This is a genomic window from Dyadobacter sp. CY326 (assembly GCF_021390515.1).
In the GTDB taxonomy this organism is placed as follows: Bacteria; Bacteroidota; Bacteroidia; order Cytophagales; family Spirosomataceae; genus Dyadobacter.
Genome location: NZ_JAJUXI010000002.1, coordinates 478,404 through 494,027 on the forward strand (window position 1 = coordinate 478,404; position 15,624 = coordinate 494,027).

Consider the following 15,624-nt stretch of genomic DNA (forward strand, 5'->3'; position numbering starts at 1 on the left):
TGGTGCTTTAAATGTTAAGCACTTCGAGGAAGCCCTCAAAGCATTCTTAACCAACGGCTTCAACTTCGGCTTTAATCCAGTCATATCCTTTCTCCTCCAATTCCAAAGCCAGTTCTTTCGGACCGGATTTCACAATCCTTCCTTTATACAGCACGTGCACATAATCAGGAACAATATAATCCAGCAAACGCTGATAGTGCGTTACCACAATCGTGGCGCGCTCTGGGGAACGCAAAGAGTTTACGCCTTCCGACACAATGCGCAATGCATCAATGTCCAATCCGGAATCTGTTTCGTCAAGAATCGCCAGTTTCGGTTCAAGAACCGCCATTTGAAAAATCTCGTTGCGTTTTTTTTCACCGCCTGAAAAACCTTCGTTCAAAGCACGTTTCAAAAGTGAGTCGTTCATGCTAACAAGCTTGGCTTTTTCGCGGACCATTTTCAGGAACTGCGCAGCATCAAGCGGGTTTTCTCCTCTATATTTCCGGATTTCGTTAACAGCTGTTTTTAGAAAGTTAATGGTCGTAACACCCGGGATTTCAACAGGATACTGGAATGCTAAAAAGATGCCCTCCGCTGCTCTTTGCTCAGGAGCCATATCGAGAATGTCCTTTCCTTCAAAAACAACCGAGCCGCCTGTAACTTCATATTCTTCTCTTCCTGCCAAAACAGATGCTAAAGTGCTCTTTCCTGAGCCGTTAGGGCCCATAATCGCATGCACTTCTCCCGGTTTGATTTCCAGATTGATGCCTTTTAATATTTCCTTACCTTCAATTGAGGCACGCAAGTCATTAATAGAGAGCATAACTTATTTATTCTTAAAATACAGTTCGTGGTGAATTTACCGCAAAAGTAACACGCTTTGAGCGTAAAAGAAAATTGCGGCAAAGGCCTGCAGTCATCGACTGCATATATTCTACAACCTTTTTAAACAAAGCCTTGTTCCCCGAAAAGATATATTTATAATGCAAACGGCCTGCCAGTGAGACCGTTGCCGAAGCGCATCTTTTTAATTGAAAAAGAAACAATTACTTTGCGCAGGACAGGCTTCAATCAACCCTTTATGACGACAGAATTTACAGCTGGAACTGTGATCAATGTTTCTACGGAAACCGGCAAATTAAAGCGGCTGCTCATCCACAGCCCCGATCGCGGGCTGGGAAAAGTGGTTCCCAGCAAGGCCCAGGACTGGCTGTTTGAAGACATTGTGCATCTGGACACCATGCGGCGCGACGAATATGACTATTATGTAAAGCTCCTTTTATATTTCCTCGACCCGGAAAAAATCAAGGGAAAACTGGCTGACATTGATGGCGATGTCACACGCTCATTTTTCATTCCAGGTGGGGAAAACTACTTTGCGTCTGAATGCGTGGTGGATGTGCAGAAACTCCTCGGCGAGATTCTCGAAAACGCCGAAGTCCGCGTAAAATTAACTGCTGCGATCTGTGGCATTGAGCGCTGTTCGTTCAAGGTTCAGGAGGAATTAAATGCCTTTGACCCGCATGAGCTTGCCCGGATTTTTATCTCCGGCTCCTATTCTGACAAGCGAATGCTGTTCGCGCCACTGCCTAATCTGATCTTTATGCGTGACATTGGCATTGTGATCAACGACCATATTTTGCTTAATAAACCTGCCAAAACTGCCCGGACGCGTGAGTCCATTCTGTCACAGTTTGTCTTCTTTTATCATCCCATGTTTGCCAATGTCAAAGAGCGCATCATTGAGATTCCGGAAAATGAACGTCACTTTTTATTGCCAGACGATGAAAAAGCAAGTGATTTTCAACGCTGCACGCTTGAAGGAGGCGATGTGATGATGGTCGCGCCGAATCACCTGGTGATCGGATGCAGCGAGCGGACGTCCCTTTATGCCGCGCAGCAAGTGATGAAATTACTTTTTGGAAAAAATATTGTTTCCAAGATCACCATTGTGAAAATTCCGAAAAAGCGGGATTATATGCACATTGACACGATTTTTACACAGGTCAAGAAGAATGTTTGGGTGCTCCTGGGATCACTTGCCCGCCTGGGCGACGAGGCAAAGAAGAAAGATTTGCTTCACTTCTTCGCGCCGCAGGACACAAATAAGGAATTCCGGATTATGCAGTTTACCAAAGACAATGTGCAGCAGCCAACGGAAATTGACAACCTGGAAGACTTGCTGACCTCAATCAGCGTCGACGATTTGGGCGTTAAAGAGCCAGTTAAATTTATTTATTCCGGAAACAACGAATTTCCTTATGGTGAGCGAGAGCAGTGGACGGATTCCTGCAACTTGCTGGCTTTAAACGATGGTGTGGTCGTGGGTTATGACAGAAATGACAAGACACTGGACGCGTTCAGAAAGCAGGGTTATCAGGTCATTAGTGCCAAAGATTTACTGCAAAAATTCGAGAATGACGAGCTGTCGCCCGACACATTGACCGACACTTTTATCACGCTTCCTTCTGCCGAGCTTTCCCGGGCACGCGGCGGCTCACATTGCATGAGCATGCCCATTGCGAGGGAATTTTAATATTGTATTCGCCGCGTTTCAATTGTAAATTGCATTGACTTAAATTCAACTCCTATGCGCGTCATTACATCATCCGTCCAAACGCAGCCACAAGCCACCTCGCGGATCATGATGATCAGGCCGGTGCAGTTTGGCTTCAACAACGAAACCGCTGAAAGCAATGAATTTCAGCAGGACCTTTTCGCACACAACAACAGCGAAACAACCCGCCAGATCGCCAGGGAAGAGTTTGACCTCATGATCGATCAACTTGCAAAAGCTGGCATTGAGCTGCATATTTTTGACGATAATGATGAATTGCTTCGTCCGGATGCTGTTTTTGCAAATAACTGGGTCTCTTTTCACCAAAGCGGGAAAGTGGTCTTGTATCCGCTGATGGCCGAAAACCGACGGACGGAAAGACGTCCGGACATCATCGAAAGACTGAGTGAGCAATTTAAAATTGAGGAGATCATTGACCTGACTTATTTTGAAAAGGAAGGCAAGTTTCTGGAAGGAACGGGCAGCATGGTTTTCGACAGGCGTTATAAAATCGCTTATGCCTGCCTCTCCCCCCGCACACATCCCGAAGTGCTTGATGCTTTTGCTGACGCATTGGGTTATGAAATTATTGCATTTTCTGCCTCAGACGAAAACGGCAAGCCTGTTTATCACACCAATGTGATCATGTGCGTCGGTGATATTTTTGCTGTGATTTGTCTGGAAGCGATTAAAGATCCGGATGAGCGACAAATGGTGCGGGCCGCATTGGAAGAAACCAAAAAATACATCATTGAAATAACATTGGATCAGGTGCGCCATTTCGCAGGAAATATGCTGTTTGTGCGCAACACCAAGGCTGAAAAGTTTTTGATCATGTCCACCCAAGCCTACGAGTCGCTGACCGATCATCAGCACCAGATTCTGAGCGATTATGCCCGGATTTTACACACCGATCTGAACATTATAGAGGGAAACGGCGGCGGATCGGCGCGTTGCATGATGACGGAGATCCATTTGCCTATGAAGTGACCAATGGTTAAAACAAAAATGCTCCCAAAAAAGGAGCATTTTTGAAATTCGTAACCCTAATAGAACAATTAATCTCTGATATCAGCTTTCGCTTTTGCAATTTTCTCTTTTGTTTCTGCTTTGAAACCATCCCACTTTTCGGCAGTCTCGTCCTGAACATTTTTCCAGGAAGCTTTAAGATCTTCTTTTTCTTCGTTCAATTCTGCTTTGCGTGCTCTCCACTTTTCTTTTTCCTTATCCGTTGCTTTTTCCATTTTGGCGTCAGCATCTTCTATTTTTTTATCAAGCTTGGCAACTGCTTCGTCGATCTCAGATTTCAATGATTCTTTATCTTCTTTCACTTTTGCTTCGAAGTCGTCACCAGCTTCTTTAATGTCTGATTTTGCTTCGGCAACATTGTCGTCCATGTCTTCTTTTGCCTCTTCAACTGTTTCATTTGCAGAATCTTTTGTTTTTTCTGAACAGCTGGTTAGGCTCAGCATGCCCATGGTCAACATTGCAGCAACCATCAAAGTGATCTTTTTCATAACTGGGTGTTTAATTTTTAGTGTTTACTTTTAAGCTATTCCCTTACAAATTCTTCTACAAAAAACTTGCCAGACCACTATACGGCGTATATGCATGACTTTGTAGAATTTTATGGGCAATGTCACGAATGCCGAATACGCGGCATTGATTTTTTGTATAGTCGCACCTGAACTTCGTTTCTGCCTTCCAAGTTAATGCTGGTAAATTCCTTTGTATAATTCCTTTTAGTGATCAGATTTGTATTTTATTAATAGCATCCCACTCGTTTATGTTGAAATATTACGTTCCTAGCCTTTTAATAAGCTTCTTGATTTTTAATAATCCGGGAAAGGCGATTGCCCAAAGCGACTCCCTAACCGCCCGGAATTTGGAAGAAGTCACCGTAAATGCGTTCGAATCGAGAAGGAATCCGCTGTCGACGACGGCAACGGTTGCCCTTATCAATCCGAGAACACTCGAACGATTTTCCACAACCACCTGGGCGAATGCGGTTAACACCATTCCGGGCGTGAAAATGGAGGAGCGCTCGCCGGGCAGTTATCGGTTTTCGGTGCGTGGAAGTTTGATTCGCTCTCCTTTCGGTGTCAGGAACGTGAAATTTTACTGGAATGGAATCCCATTTACGGATGCGAGCGGCAACACACCATTGAATTCTCTGGATTATGGTGCGGTGCAAAATATGGAAATCATCAAAGGCCCAGGAAGCAGCATTTACGGCGCGGGGACGGGCGGTGTTGTGTTGCTTCAAAGTCGGACGGATAACAATGCTACGAACCGGATTGAGCAGAGTGTGAGTTTTGGTAAATATGGTTTCCAAAGCAGAAACTCAACGGTTCAGGTAGGCGACGTCTCCATTCAATATGGTCATAGCGAGCAAGATGGCTATCGCAATCACAGTCAAATGGCGAGGGATGCGATCCGTTTCACATCGTCTTCCAAGTTGGGAGAAAGAGGAAACCTTTCGCTGTTGGGAATGTATTCTGACCTTTATTACGAAACGCCGGGCGGCATTAATCTTGCCCAATATCAGAGAGATCCCAAACTAGCCAGACAATCCACGCCAACCGTTTCGGGAAGCGAGGCGCAGCAAGCCGCGATATATACCAAACTCGCCTTAATCGGTGGAAATTACACATTACAGCTTTCAGACAGCTGGACACAATCCAATGCATTATATCTGACTTACACAGATTTTGCCAATCCATTCATTTCCAATTACGAAAAACGGGATGAAAATGGCATTGGCGGAAGGAATATTTGGCAAAACCGCGCGCAGATTGGCGAAGTGCGGACAAATTGGACAACAGGTTTTGAATGGCAATATGGAAAATCGGCGCAGCGCAATTATGACAACATTGGCGGTAGGCCGGATAAGCAACAGACCGTGGAAGACATCCGCACCACGGCACTTACAGTTTTCAGCCAGCTCGAAGCAGTGGTTTTCTCAGATCTGACATTGAGCGCAGGGGCCAGTTACAACACTTTGAAATATAAATACGAACGCTTTTTCGCATTGCCGTACAGCAAGGAAGAGCGGAAATTTGACGGAATTTTTGTTCCAAGATTTGCAGCAAATAAGGTTATAGCAAAAAATTGGGCACTCATTGCATCTTACAGCGGCGGTTATTCCCCTCCCACATTGCAGGAAGTGCGGCCGTCGGCTGGCGGTTTTCGAAGCGACTTGGAAGCTGAAAAAGGCATGAACACGGAATTTGGCATCAGAAAAGTCGGCAAAGTGCTTACCGGAGAAATCAGCGTTTATCATTTTGGTTTGAAAGAAACCATTGTGCGCAGGACCGATGAGGCTGGCGCTGAGTTTTTTATCAATGCCGGAAAAACAAAACAAAACGGTCTGGAATGGACAGTTGCCTATGAACTTCTTTCCGATCCACAACTTCCGTTAATGCTCAAATTGTGGAACTCGGGAACGGCGACGAAATACACTTTTGAAAACTTGCAGCAGGCGGAGGTCGATTTGAGCGGCAAACGCATTCCGGGCATTCCGAAGTTCTCCCAAACTTCCGGTTTGGACGCCTTGTTCAAATATGGATTTTCGGCTTTTGTAACTTATCAGCACGGCAGTTCGTTTTATTTAAATGACGCCAACACAGTCGAAAACACACCTTATAACCAATGGATTGCACGTGTAAGCTGGAAAAAAAGCTGGGGACAGCATTTGTACAGCGAATTGTCGGCCTCGGCAGAAAAAGTCCATGCGGGCATTTACAGCCTGGGTTATGACTTGAATGCATTTGGTAACCGTTATTACAACAGCGCGCCGAAAGACAATTTGTGGGTTGGCGTGAAGGTTGGCTGGGAATGGCAGAAAAACTCTAAATAATGCATTTGTATCTTCACATTCCCTTTTGCAGACAGGCTTGCCATTATTGCGACTTCCATTTCAGCACCAACACATCCAATAAGCGGGCTATTGTGGAAGCGATAGCCCAGGAAATCCTCCTTCGAAAAAATTACCTGCCTCACGCGCCCATCGAAACCATTTATTTCGGCGGAGGCACTCCTTCCCTGCTTGACGCCGCGGAACTAAACTTATTATTAAACACTATTCATAAGCATTTCCAGGTTGAGCCCGATGCGGAGATCACGCTGGAAGCCAATCCGGACGATTTAAATGCGGATAAGCTGCACCAGCTTAACAATGCGGGCATTAACAGACTGAGCATTGGCATTCAATCTTTTCACGAACCGCATTTGAAGTTTCTCAACAGGGTTCATTCTGCCACAGAAGCGGAACAGTCGGTCAAAACGGCTCAGGAAATTGGGATTACGAATATTTCCATTGATCTGATTTACGCCATTCCCGCACCGGATCACAGCATTCTCGTTTCAGATATGCAACAGGCTTTTGCATTGGACATTGCGCATATTTCAGCCTATTGCCTTACCATTGAGCCACAAACGGCTTTTGGAAGCTGGCTTAAAAAGAAAAAGATCAAGCCCATTGACGAGGAGTTTGCTGCGCAGCAATTTGAAATATTGGTAAAGTCGCTGGCAGCGCATGGTTATGAGCAATATGAGATCTCCAATTTCGCAAGAAATGGCTTTTACAGCATGCATAACAGCTCTTATTGGAAGCAACGGCCGTACTTGGGCGTTGGGCCAAGTGCACATTCTTACAATGGAACAAGCAGGGAATACAATGTTTCGAACAACGCGCGCTATCTGGAAGCCATTCAAAAACAGATCATTCCAGCGACTTATGAGTTGCTTTCCATTGCGGATCAAACCAACGAATATTTACTGACTGGCCTTCGGACGAAATGGGGCGTAAACAAGGCAAAACTTCAAACATTGTCTGATGGCGCCTTTGTAAAAACCCATGAGAAGGAATTGCAAAAATTGAAGGAGAAAAACTGGATCCGCGAAGACATTGAATCGTTGTTTTTGACAGAATCGGGGAAGCTTTTTGCTGACAGGATCGCCAGCGATCTTTTTATTGAAGAATCGTAGTTTTTATTTACCGGACGAGCTTTTGGAGCCCGCCCGGCATATTTTGCTTATTAAAGCAACTCAGCGTCCAATGTAATTTCCGCATTCAGCAATTGTGAAATCGGACATTCTTTTTTAGCCTTATCAGCGATCTCTGCGAATTGTTCAGCAGAAACACCCGGCACTGTTGCTTTCAATTGAATCGCGCTTTTTGTAACCTGTCCTTTTGCAGGATCCAATGTTACAGTTGCCGTTGCATTCAACTCGTCGGCTGTAAAACCCGCTGCATTCAGCTCAAAGCTAAGTTTCATTGCAAAACAGCTTGCGTGAGCCGCTGCGATCAGTTCCTCAGGATTGGTCCCTTTTCCCTCAGCAAAACGGGTGTTGAACGAATATTGCGTATTTTCCAACACCGTGCTTTGTGTGCTAACTGTTCCGGTTCCTTCTTTTCCAGTTCCCTTCCAAACGGCGGTTGCTTTACGGTTAATCATATAAATGTTTTTTTAGAGTTAAAATTTAATCCTTATAGTCGGATCGTTTCATCGAAAAGTAGCAAGCATAACCGATTTACGCAAATTATTAAATTAATATAGCGTGCAATAAAGCGGCTTCTTACCTTGTTCCTCACTATGGCATTGATCCGCGCGGCATGTGTCTTTTCGTTAAGAATTGTTAACAGACAGCCTTGGCATTAAACTTTACTGCTGCGTACACATCTAAAAACCATATTACAATCCATAATTTCAATTTAATCTATTAAAACCATGAAAAAGATACTTTTTCCCCTTCTGCTCGCTGTAACTGTATTATTTCAAAGCTGCGAAGGACCGGAAGGACCGCAGGGCCCCACCGGAGATGCAATCGTAGGGACGACTTTTGACCTCGTAGATGTGGATTTCCTTGCCGCTGATGATTATCAGTTTGGCCTAACCTTCGCAGACGCTAAACTTGGTGTGGAAGTCCTTGAATCGGATGCCGTGCTGGTTTACATTGACTGGGAAGACACAGACGTCAACGGACAAACTTTGAAAAGTTACCGCTTACTGCCTCAGACTGCATTCCTTCCCAATGGCATCCTGACTTACAATTTCGACAGGACATCCCGTGACTTCTCCGTATTTCTGGATGGAACCGTTAACCTGGCCAATGTTCCGGCAACTTACACGAGAGATCAAAACTTCCGTGTTGTGATTATCCCATCGGATTTCGCATTGCGCACGGCTGGAACAGTTGATTACAGCGACTATAATGCGGTTGTAAAAGCATATAATATTGACGAATCAAACATCCGCAAGATCTCATTGAAATAGGCACAATATTTTAATGTGCATTGTGATTCTGAGATTTTTTTTATAAAATCCGGTAAATATTTGCCGGATTTATTTTTACCAAAGTATGAGACGCGTTATAAACACACTCGGGTTAATGTTGCTGTTGGGTTCTTTTGCATTTGCGCAAGACTTTAAACAAGAGACAGATAAGTATCGAAAAAAGTACAAAGAAGAATTTTTACACGCCGCCAACTCTCCGTTGAAAGCGGTGGATCTACCCTTTTTACAATTTTATGAGCCTGATTCTTCGTTTCGGGTGGTGGCAAAGTTTGAAAAAAGTCGTGGGCAATCTTTCGAAATGCCCACTTACAGCGGAGTAAATAAAACTTATGTAAAATACGGCAAGCTGAAATTCAGGCTGCATGGCAGAAAGCAAACATTGACCGTTTACAGAAGCCTGAGTTTGCAATCGCTTGCCAAATACAAAGACTATCTTTTTATTCCGTTTAAAGACAAAACCAATGGTGACGAATCTTATGGCGGCGGTCGTTACATTGACTTGAAAACAACCGATATCAAGAACAACACATTGATACTGGATTTCAACAAAGCTTATAATCCTTACTGTGCTTACAGCGACGGTTACAACTGCCCGATTCCGCCAAGCCCAAACCACTTGCCGGTGGCAATCTTGGCAGGCGAAAAGAAATTCGGAAAAGACCATCAGCAAGCCACATTGAAATAGCATAAAAAAAGTCCCGATCTGCACAGATCGGGACTTTTTTTGCGATGATAAACTTCTAAGCTTTCAGCAGCTCTTTCTGCTTCATAATTCGCTCGAAAACCTTGATATCGTGCTCCGAAGTGAAAATATTGAATGGCAAATGCAAAAATTGACCTTTTGAAATGATCAGCACATAAGCATCTTTGTCCTTATACGCGTCCACGATCTGCTCCCACTTCATCACGCTTCCTTCTTTTTGATTCAGCTTCATCAAAATCTGACGGTTGTCGATCTCGTAAGCAAACTTCTCGAACATTGGCTTGTATTGCGCAAGCTGGGTAATGCCCGTAAACTGGATCACCCAAAAAAGAACATAAAGCAGTGCTCCCACAAAAACCGTGATATAAATCCACAGGTTCGGATAAACGCCGGTAAGATTTAAAACCGCATTAATCAATATAAGCGCCAATGGAATAAGCCCCCATTTCAACTGCGTTTTAAAAAAATAACGCATGGCAAGGGTGATGTATTTCTTTGTTGGTAAAGCGTATCTTTTCGTACGAACCGCCGCCGGGTTCGTAGGCATTTGGTAGACGGGCTGGTGTTTGTTCACCGAAACTTTGGCCATAATTCTGTTTAAATTAACAATGCTATTATTCTTTGCAGACGCGATTAACAATGTGCCGCTGCAAAAAATGAAGTGCAAAGTTAGAAAAAAGCTATCGACATATGAGAAAGCCTTGTAAATAAAAAACTGTTACGAGATTTTAGTGTAATTTGTCTTTCTTAACTGCGTTGAACAAGAAACACGAAAATATTTTCGACTAAATGGGTTTTCTTTTTCCATCATTTTTGTGGGGTCTTCTGGCAATATCCGTTCCAATTGCGATTCATATATTCAATTTCCGGCGCACCAAAAAGGTCTATTTCACCAACGTTGCGTTCCTAAAAGCTGTCGAAACGAAGACGCGTTCAGTAAGGCAGGTTAAACATTGGCTTGTGCTTGCGGCGCGTGTGCTGGCCATTACTTGCCTTGCGCTGGCTTTTGCTCAGCCATTTTTGCCCGCCAAAAATGAAGTCGCCGTTGATCGCAAAGGGATCACTAGCCTGTATCTGGACAATTCGCTAAGTATGGAAAGCGAGCTCAATAACAAACGCTATCTGGACATTGCAACAGGACGGTTAAGTGAATTGCTGGGCCTTTTCAAAAATGTGACTTCGCTTCAACTGATTACCAACGATTTCTCGGCCCAGGAACAGGGACTTTACGCTTCTGAAAAGCTTCGCGACCGGCTTACGACCATTGGCTTATCCAACACAACGAGGACTTTTGAGCAAATTTATAAGCGTCAGGAAAACCTCATGGCGCGTCATCAGCATCCGGGTAAAAATCAACTTTTCTGGTTTTCTGATTTTCAAAAAAGCACGGCCGGCGATCTTGCCAAGCTGAAAACGGACACAACCAATCAGCTTTTTCTGGTGCCAGTCCAGGCAACGGCCGAAAAAAACGTTTTTGTGGATTCAACGTGGCTTAACACACCTTTTATTCGTGAATTGCAAAACAACATTCTCTTTGTAAAGGTCAGCAATTCGGGCAGTGAAGTGGCCAGGAATGTGGTTTTAAAATTAACGCTTGACAACACGCAGGCGTCGACAGCTTCCGTCAATGTGCCCGCAAATGGCAGTGCGACGGCCAAATTCAATTTTAATCTTAAAGGAAAAGGATACAAAAAAGGGCAAATCACATTTGATGATTTCCCCGTCACTTTTGATAATGATTATTATTTTGTGCTAAATGCTTCGCCGCTCATTCGCGTGCTGCATATATATGGACAAAAATCACCTGGGAATTACATTGAGAATGTTTACGCCAACGACAGCCTGTTTTCACTGCAAAGTTATAGCGCTCAAAACGTCGATCCGGGCCTCATCAAAAACACGGATCTTGTTGTGCTGGAAGGCGTTACATCACTTTCCGGCTCTTTGCCACAGGATCTGCAAGACCTCGTGCGAAGCGGAGGCAGTGTGACAATCATTCCGCCAGCTGCGCCAAATGCGCCGAGTTACAATGCATTCCTGTCGCGCATGGGCATTAACGGGATCACAGCGTCACAAACAAGTGCTCCTGCTCCTATTGCATTGGCAGCGCCAGACCGCAACAATCCATTTTTCAGCGATGTGTTTGAAGAGTCTGTCAGACAAGAAATTAACCTCAATTTACCGTCCGCTTCCGCAGTTTGGAATTGGGCTAATGCAGGACAATTGCTGCTTGCGCTTCGCAACGGACAGACTTACCTGAATCAAGTGACTTCTGGAACGGGCAGGGTTTATCTGTTCGCTGCACCGTTGAATCCGGAATTTGGCAATGTCGCGCAACACGCCATTTTCGTTCCTATTATGTATAAAATCGCCGCGTCCAGTGTTCGCGCGCAGCGCACATCATTTAAGTTTGACGAAAATCCGATCAGTCTGAACATTGAAAACGCTCAGCCAAATTCGGTTTACAAACTGCGCCGAAACAAAACAGAAGTGATTCCCGTCCAACGAATTGCGGGTAACCAGCTTTTACTCGAAATCCCGCAGGGCGACCAGCTTGGCGAAGGTTTGGACGCTGGTTATTTTGATTTGATAAAGGATAATAAAGTAGAGCAGATCATCGCACTCAACCACAACAATGCCGAATCAAAGCTTCAATATTATTCTCCTGATGAATTAAGGGCAACTTTTGCCGGTCAAAAAAACATTCAAATCTTCGACCGCATCGACGACGACGCCTTCTCCACCGCATTCCAACAACAAAATATGGGAACCAACCTCTGGAAATATTTCCTCTACGGCGCCCTCTTCTTCCTGATCGCAGAGATAGCCTTGATCCGGTTTTTGAAATGATTGTTGAAACAATAGTTGGAGTTTTTGTTTTAAGAGAAAAATATTATTTTTGAAAAAAAACTTACAATTATGCGCACTATAAAATCAAAAGACGCTGTCCGCGGCATTTCAAATGCGGGTGAATATTCTGGATTACCCAAACGCCCTTCCGTTCTCAATGAGCCTGGCTTTATTTATCAAAAGCTTGATCCTTCCAAGTTTGGTCGCGTGATCAATTCAGAGCTGACAGACGAAGAGCTGGAAATGGCCAATGATCCCAATGTGAAGCCCTTCTCGCACATTTCCGATTCCGCGGAATATGTTCGTAAAATTCGCAAAACTACAAAGCCGTAGATGTTGTTGCTTGACACCAACATCTTGATTGATTATCTCCGAAACAAGCCGCATGCCATTCAGTTCGTCGACTTTACAGGCAAACTAAATTTGGCAATTAACACCATTGTTGTTCTGGAGTTGTATAATGGATGCCTGAATAAGGCTGAATTCGCAAAAATCAAGAAGACCCTCAATGGTTTTGTTCATTTTGATTTGAACGAGTCTGTGGCAAAAACTGCCGTTGACATTAGTCATATGTTTGCATTATCGCATCAACTGAGTGTTTCCGACACGCTGATTGCTGCGACCGCATTAGTTTATGATCTAGAATTGCGCACGTTAAACTTGAGAGATTTCAGAATGATTCCCGGACTTCGCGTTTCAAATTCTTTGATTCTGGCTTAATCAGCGTTCTTATTTCAAAACATTGTTGCCAAAACATCCCCATCCAGTTTTATGTTAGCGGTTTTTACACCAATTTTGTGAGACCACTACCGAAACTTTAAATGCTCTCATCGCGAATTGGAATTCTTGGCGGCGGCCAATTAGGACTGATGCTTTTACAAGCCGCTGTTGACTGGAATCTGGACATTCATGTTCTTGATCCCGACGCGGAGGCTCCATGCAGAAACATTGCTCCACACTTCCAGCAAGGCTCTTTACAAGATTATGACACGGTTTACAATTTTGGTAAAGACCTGGATGTCATTACAATAGAAATTGAAAAAGTAAATGTTGAAGCGCTTGAAACGCTTGAACGCGAGGGCAAAAAGGTTTACCCGCAACCAGCCGTTATCCGCAAGATCCAGGACAAACGCATTCAAAAGCAATTTTATAAAGATAACAACCTGCCCACCGCCGACTTTATTCTGACAGAAAACCGGGTAGACGTCTCTCACCACATTTCATTTTTACCCGCGTTCCACAAACTCGGAAAAGATGGTTACGACGGTCGCGGCGTGCAACGGCTGACTTCGGAAGCGGACATTGAAAAAGCATTTGACCAACCCGGTTTGCTCGAAAAAGCTGTTCCATTTGAAAAAGAACTGGCCGTAATCCTAGCCAGAAATGTAAAAGGCGAAATTACCACATTCCCAACTGTGGAAATGGTTTTTCATCCGGAATTGAACCTTGTGGAATATTTATTTGCCCCGGCAGAAATCAGCGAATCCATTGACCGGAAGGCGCAGGAAATTGGAAGGAAAACAGCCGAAGCATTTCAAATTGTCGGGCTTTTGGCAGTTGAGCTTTTCATGACGCCCGATGGGGAAATTCTGATCAATGAAGTGGCGCCTCGTCCGCACAACAGCGGCCATCACACAATCCGTGCGAATGCAACTTCTCAATATGAGCAGCATTGGCGGGCAATTTTGGACTTGCCGCTTGGTGACACGCAGGCTTACGGACCTTCCGCAATGGTCAATTTACTTGGCGAAGAAGGTTATGAAGGTCCGGCGGTTTATGAAGGAATGGAGAAACTATTGGCAACAGAGCAGGTTTTCCCTTTCCTTTATTGGAAGGCGATCACAAAATCATTCAGAAAAATGGGCCACATTACCATTATGGATGCCGATTTGGCGGCTTTAAAGAGCAAGGTTGATTTTGTCAAGAAAAATATACGTGTCATCAGTACGAAATCTGCTTTGTAGCGTTTCATACATTTACAGTTACAAATCGAATTTGCAATGGTTGGAATAATAATGGGGAGCCTTTCGGACCGGAAAATTATGCAGCAGGCAGCTGATGCACTTTTCGAGCTTGGCATTGCATTTGAAATGGAGATCGTCTCCGCGCACAGGACGCCAGAACGTATGCTGGAATACGCTTCGTCTGCCAGAAGCCGTGGTTTACAAGTAATTATAGCCGGAGCAGGCGGCGCGGCGCATTTGCCGGGAATGGTTGCCTCGCTCACCTCATTGCCCGTTATCGGCGTTCCGGTTTTGTCCAGCAATTCGATTGACGGCTGGGATTCGGTGCTGTCTATTTTGCAAATGCCATCGGGCGTTCCGGTTGCAACAGTTGCATTAGACGGCGCAAGAAATGCCGGAATTCTGGCAGCACAAATTATCGGAGCGAGCGATCCGGAAGTTGGCAAAAGGCTTGATATTTTTAAAGAAAGCCTGAAAGAAAAGGTCGCTGCAATGAACGAGGAGTTGAAAAGCCACCTTGTAAAGTAGAAGCTCTTTACTATTTTCGTAAAAAATTCGCACCACAAAACATTGATTCCTAGCCATGGAAGACGAATTCCCTAAGAAAAGAAATGTCCGTCCGACCGAAAAGTCTAACCTTCCCATTGTTACACTGCTTGTGTTGGTGCTTTTGGTTTTGGCGATGTTGTATGTGGGTTATGAATACATTTCAGACAGCTCGTCCAATTCCGAAGAGCTGACTTCCGTTGTTGTGGACTCAACGATTGACGAGCAAAGCGTAGGCGAACCAATAACCGACGAGCCGGAAGCAGTTTTGGAAACACCGGCGCCAGCGGCTTCCGAAAAAGAGAAAGAAAAACCAAAAGAAGCGGAAAAAGAGACAACTCCGACTGTTTCGGCTTCTTCCATTGGCGGTGAGCAAATTACGCACACGGTCAAAAGCGGCGAAAGCTTTTCAAGCATTGCAGCTCGATATAATTTAAAACAAGAAACGCTGAAAGGGCTAAATTCGTCAAGTACGGAGCTAAAATCGGACGTTACCAAACTCAAAATTCAGGTTCAGGCCGTGCATACGGTTGGGCCTGGCGATGTGCTAAGGGTTGTTGCAAGCAAATACGGGGTTACCAAAGAGGCCATTATGAAAGCAAACGGCAGAACGAGGGATTTTTCGGAGCGAGGAGAAAAACTGATCATTCCTTTTCCAACAAAAAAATAACGCTTAGCATTTTTAAGACATATAAAGCCCGGAACGTGCATTCGTCCCGGGCT

At 44.5% G+C, this 15,624-nt stretch carries 16 protein-coding genes; 12 read left to right on the plus strand and 4 right to left on the minus strand.

The genetic code is table 11. The features are described from left to right. Positions 1 to 46 precede the first annotated feature (46 nt). The gene (sufC, locus tag LZG73_RS02620) at positions 47 to 805 is read right to left on the minus strand and encodes a Fe-S cluster assembly ATPase SufC (protein WP_233845941.1); all 759 of its coding nucleotides are present in this window, start codon (positions 803 to 805) and stop codon (positions 47 to 49) included. A gap of 258 nt (positions 806 to 1,063) precedes the next feature. Here sufC and LZG73_RS02625 point away from each other — a divergent pair, with 258 nt between their 5' ends. Both LZG73_RS02625 and ctlX read left to right on the plus strand, forming a co-directional pair. After that, a complete protein-coding gene (locus LZG73_RS02625) occupies positions 1,064 to 2,518 on the plus strand; it encodes an arginine deiminase family protein (RefSeq protein ID WP_233845942.1) in 1,455 nt (484 codons plus the stop codon). A 54-nt stretch (positions 2,519 to 2,572) separates the two neighbouring features. Then, the gene (gene ctlX, locus LZG73_RS02630; RefSeq protein ID WP_233845943.1) at positions 2,573 to 3,529 is read left to right on the plus strand and encodes a citrulline utilization hydrolase CtlX; all 957 of its coding nucleotides are present in this window, start codon (positions 2,573 to 2,575) and stop codon (positions 3,527 to 3,529) included. A 68-nt stretch (positions 3,530 to 3,597) separates the two neighbouring features. Here the strand turns inward: ctlX and LZG73_RS02635 are convergent, their stop codons facing one another. Then, positions 3,598 to 4,056, minus strand: a complete 459-nt coding sequence (locus tag LZG73_RS02635) for an Atg14 domain-containing protein (protein ID WP_233845944.1) — start codon at positions 4,054 to 4,056, stop codon at positions 3,598 to 3,600. A 308-nt stretch (positions 4,057 to 4,364) separates the two neighbouring features. On the opposite strand from LZG73_RS02635, the gene LZG73_RS02640 reads away from it, so the two are divergent. Then, positions 4,365 to 6,398 carry a TonB-dependent receptor gene (locus tag LZG73_RS02640; RefSeq protein WP_233845945.1) on the plus strand — a complete coding sequence of 678 codons (2,034 nt, stop codon included), beginning with the start codon at positions 4,365 to 4,367 and terminating at the stop codon, positions 6,396 to 6,398. After that, the gene (hemW, locus tag LZG73_RS02645) at positions 6,398 to 7,528 is read left to right on the plus strand and encodes a radical SAM family heme chaperone HemW (protein ID WP_233845946.1); all 1,131 of its coding nucleotides are present in this window, start codon (positions 6,398 to 6,400) and stop codon (positions 7,526 to 7,528) included. Before LZG73_RS02640 ends, hemW begins: the two co-directional genes overlap by 1 nt. A 50-nt stretch (positions 7,529 to 7,578) precedes the next feature. Here hemW and LZG73_RS02650 read toward each other — a convergent pair whose 3' ends face one another. Further along, positions 7,579 to 7,998 (minus strand): OsmC family protein, encoded by a 420-nt coding sequence (locus LZG73_RS02650; RefSeq protein WP_233845947.1) that lies wholly within the window; start codon positions 7,996 to 7,998, stop codon positions 7,579 to 7,581. Positions 7,999 to 8,271: 273 nt separating this feature from the next. Here LZG73_RS02650 and LZG73_RS02655 point away from each other — a divergent pair, with 273 nt between their 5' ends. After that, a complete protein-coding gene (locus tag LZG73_RS02655) occupies positions 8,272 to 8,817 on the plus strand; it encodes a hypothetical protein (protein WP_233845948.1) in 546 nt (181 codons plus the stop codon). A gap of 85 nt (positions 8,818 to 8,902) precedes the next feature. After that, positions 8,903 to 9,523: a DUF1684 domain-containing protein gene (locus LZG73_RS02660; RefSeq protein WP_233845949.1), complete on the plus strand. Its 621-nt coding sequence runs from the start codon at positions 8,903 to 8,905 to the stop codon at positions 9,521 to 9,523. A gap of 55 nt (positions 9,524 to 9,578) precedes the next feature. Here the strand turns inward: LZG73_RS02660 and LZG73_RS02665 are convergent, their stop codons facing one another. Continuing rightward, the gene (locus tag LZG73_RS02665; protein ID WP_233845950.1) at positions 9,579 to 10,130 is read right to left on the minus strand and encodes a YcxB family protein; all 552 of its coding nucleotides are present in this window, start codon (positions 10,128 to 10,130) and stop codon (positions 9,579 to 9,581) included. A gap of 200 nt (positions 10,131 to 10,330) precedes the next feature. Here LZG73_RS02665 and LZG73_RS02670 point away from each other — a divergent pair, with 200 nt between their 5' ends. From LZG73_RS02670 to LZG73_RS02695, 6 genes are all read left to right on the plus strand, one after another. Then, entirely contained in the window at positions 10,331 to 12,391 is a 2,061-nt protein-coding gene (locus LZG73_RS02670; protein ID WP_233845951.1) for a BatA domain-containing protein, read from the plus strand. 69 nt (positions 12,392 to 12,460) lie between these two features. Continuing rightward, positions 12,461 to 12,724 (plus strand): hypothetical protein, encoded by a 264-nt coding sequence (locus tag LZG73_RS02675; protein ID WP_233845952.1) that lies wholly within the window; start codon positions 12,461 to 12,463, stop codon positions 12,722 to 12,724. Continuing rightward, positions 12,725 to 13,111: a type II toxin-antitoxin system VapC family toxin gene (locus LZG73_RS02680; RefSeq protein ID WP_233845953.1), complete on the plus strand. Its 387-nt coding sequence runs from the start codon at positions 12,725 to 12,727 to the stop codon at positions 13,109 to 13,111. It abuts the gene before it with no gap. Positions 13,112 to 13,212: 101 nt separating this feature from the next. Beyond that, entirely contained in the window at positions 13,213 to 14,355 is a 1,143-nt protein-coding gene (locus LZG73_RS02685) for a 5-(carboxyamino)imidazole ribonucleotide synthase (RefSeq protein WP_233845955.1), read from the plus strand. 36 nt (positions 14,356 to 14,391) lie between these two features. Beyond that, the gene (gene purE, locus LZG73_RS02690; protein ID WP_233845957.1) at positions 14,392 to 14,883 is read left to right on the plus strand and encodes a 5-(carboxyamino)imidazole ribonucleotide mutase; all 492 of its coding nucleotides are present in this window, start codon (positions 14,392 to 14,394) and stop codon (positions 14,881 to 14,883) included. A 55-nt stretch (positions 14,884 to 14,938) separates the two neighbouring features. Beyond that, positions 14,939 to 15,571, plus strand: coding sequence for a LysM domain-containing protein (locus LZG73_RS02695; RefSeq protein ID WP_233845959.1), 633 nt, complete (start codon positions 14,939 to 14,941; stop codon positions 15,569 to 15,571). The last annotated feature ends 53 nt before the right edge of the window (positions 15,572 to 15,624 follow it).